Annotated in this window: 3 protein-coding genes; all 3 read right to left on the bottom strand. The window is 62.5% G+C overall.

What is annotated here, in order from left to right; genetic code table 11:
• A partial coding sequence (locus AWB68_RS44960) for an FAD-dependent oxidoreductase (protein WP_125483310.1) occupies positions 1-587 on the bottom strand: 587 nt, incomplete at its 3' end.
• A 5-nt stretch (positions 588-592) separates the two neighbouring features.
• A complete protein-coding gene (gene sdhD, locus AWB68_RS44955; protein ID WP_087650457.1) occupies positions 593-961 on the bottom strand; it encodes a succinate dehydrogenase, hydrophobic membrane anchor protein in 369 nt (122 codons plus the stop codon).
• 4 nt (positions 962-965) lie between these two features.
• Positions 966-1,375: succinate dehydrogenase, cytochrome b556 subunit (gene sdhC, locus AWB68_RS44950; RefSeq protein WP_125483309.1), on the bottom strand; the 410-nt coding region annotated here is incomplete at its 5' end.

Below are 1,375 nucleotides of genomic sequence, written 5' to 3'. Positions count from 1 at the left end.
TGGACGTCGCCCGTCTCCATTTCGAGCGCGGTCACGCCGAGCACGTCGCCGTCGGCGTCGCGGATCAGGTCCAGCGCCATCCATTCGACGAAGAAGTGCGTCTTGGCCGCGACGTTCTGCTGGTACAGCGTGTGCAGCAGCGCGTGGCCGGTGCGGTCGGCGGCGGCGCAGGCGCGCTGCACCGGCTTCTCGCCGTAGTTCGCCGTGTGGCCGCCGAACGGGCGCTGGTAGATCGTGCCGTCGGCGTTGCGGTCGAACGGCATGCCCATGTGTTCCAGTTCGTACACCGCGTGCGGCGCTTCACGGCACATGAACTCGATCGCGTCCTGGTCGCCGAGCCAGTCGGAGCCCTTGATCGTGTCGTAGAAGTGATAGTGCCAGTTGTCTTCGCTCATGTTGCCAAGCGACGCGCCGATGCCGCCTTGCGCGGCGACCGTATGCGAGCGCGTGGGAAACACTTTCGAGAGCACCGCCACCGACAAACCCGCCCGAGCGAGTTGCAGCGAGGCGCGCATGCCGGAGCCGCCCGCGCCGACGATGACCACGTCGAAGCGCCGACGCGGGAGAGAAGTCTTGATTGCAGCCATGTTCTTTACACTCTCCAGAGAATCTGTGCAGCGTAGCCGGCGCAGGCGACCAGCCAGAGGATGGTCAGCGCCTGCAAGAGCAGACGCAGGCCGACCGGCTTCACGTAATCCATCCAGATGTCGCGAATACCGACCCACGCGTGATAGAAGAGCGAAAGCAAGGCGACTAAGGTGGCGAGCTTCATCCACTGGATCGCGAAGATCGACGCCCAGCCGTCGTACGAGAAATCGTGGGCGGCGAAGAACCAGCACAGCAGGATGAGGGTGTACACGGCCATGACGACCGCCGTGACGCGTTGCGCGAGCCAGTCGCGCAGACCGTAGTGCGCACCGACCACCAGGCGCTTCGGGCCGACTCTGTTATTGGCTGCCATGTTCTTAGAAGGCTCCGAAAAGTTTGAGCGCCATCGCGAGCGTGAGCAGCGTCGAGACGATCAGCACGATCAGCGCTGTCTGCTTGCCGCCCTCCTTGCTCACCGAGACGTGGACGTCGAGCAGGAGAAACCGGATGCCGGCACAGAAGTGATACAGGTACGCCCAGGACAGCACGAGGGTGATGATCTTGACGATGGGGTTGGCGAGGAAGCCCTTGAACGCATCGAAACTGAGCTCCGATGTCAGGCTTTGATCCAGCAGGTACAGGATGAACGGCAGAGAGATGAACAGCAGCAGACCGCTTATTCGATGCAGGATGGAGACCTTCCCCGCTAGCGGCAGGCGATACTTCGCGAGTTGACCGATCCCGATGTTACGGAACTCGGGCCTTGGTTTTTTTACGGCTTCAGCCA

This window comes from Caballeronia choica (genome assembly GCF_001544535.1).
GTDB lineage: Bacteria > Pseudomonadota > Gammaproteobacteria > Burkholderiales > Burkholderiaceae > Caballeronia > Caballeronia choica.
The sequence above is the reverse complement of the archived record's forward strand: the minus strand, read 5'-3'. Positions and strand labels throughout refer to the sequence as shown.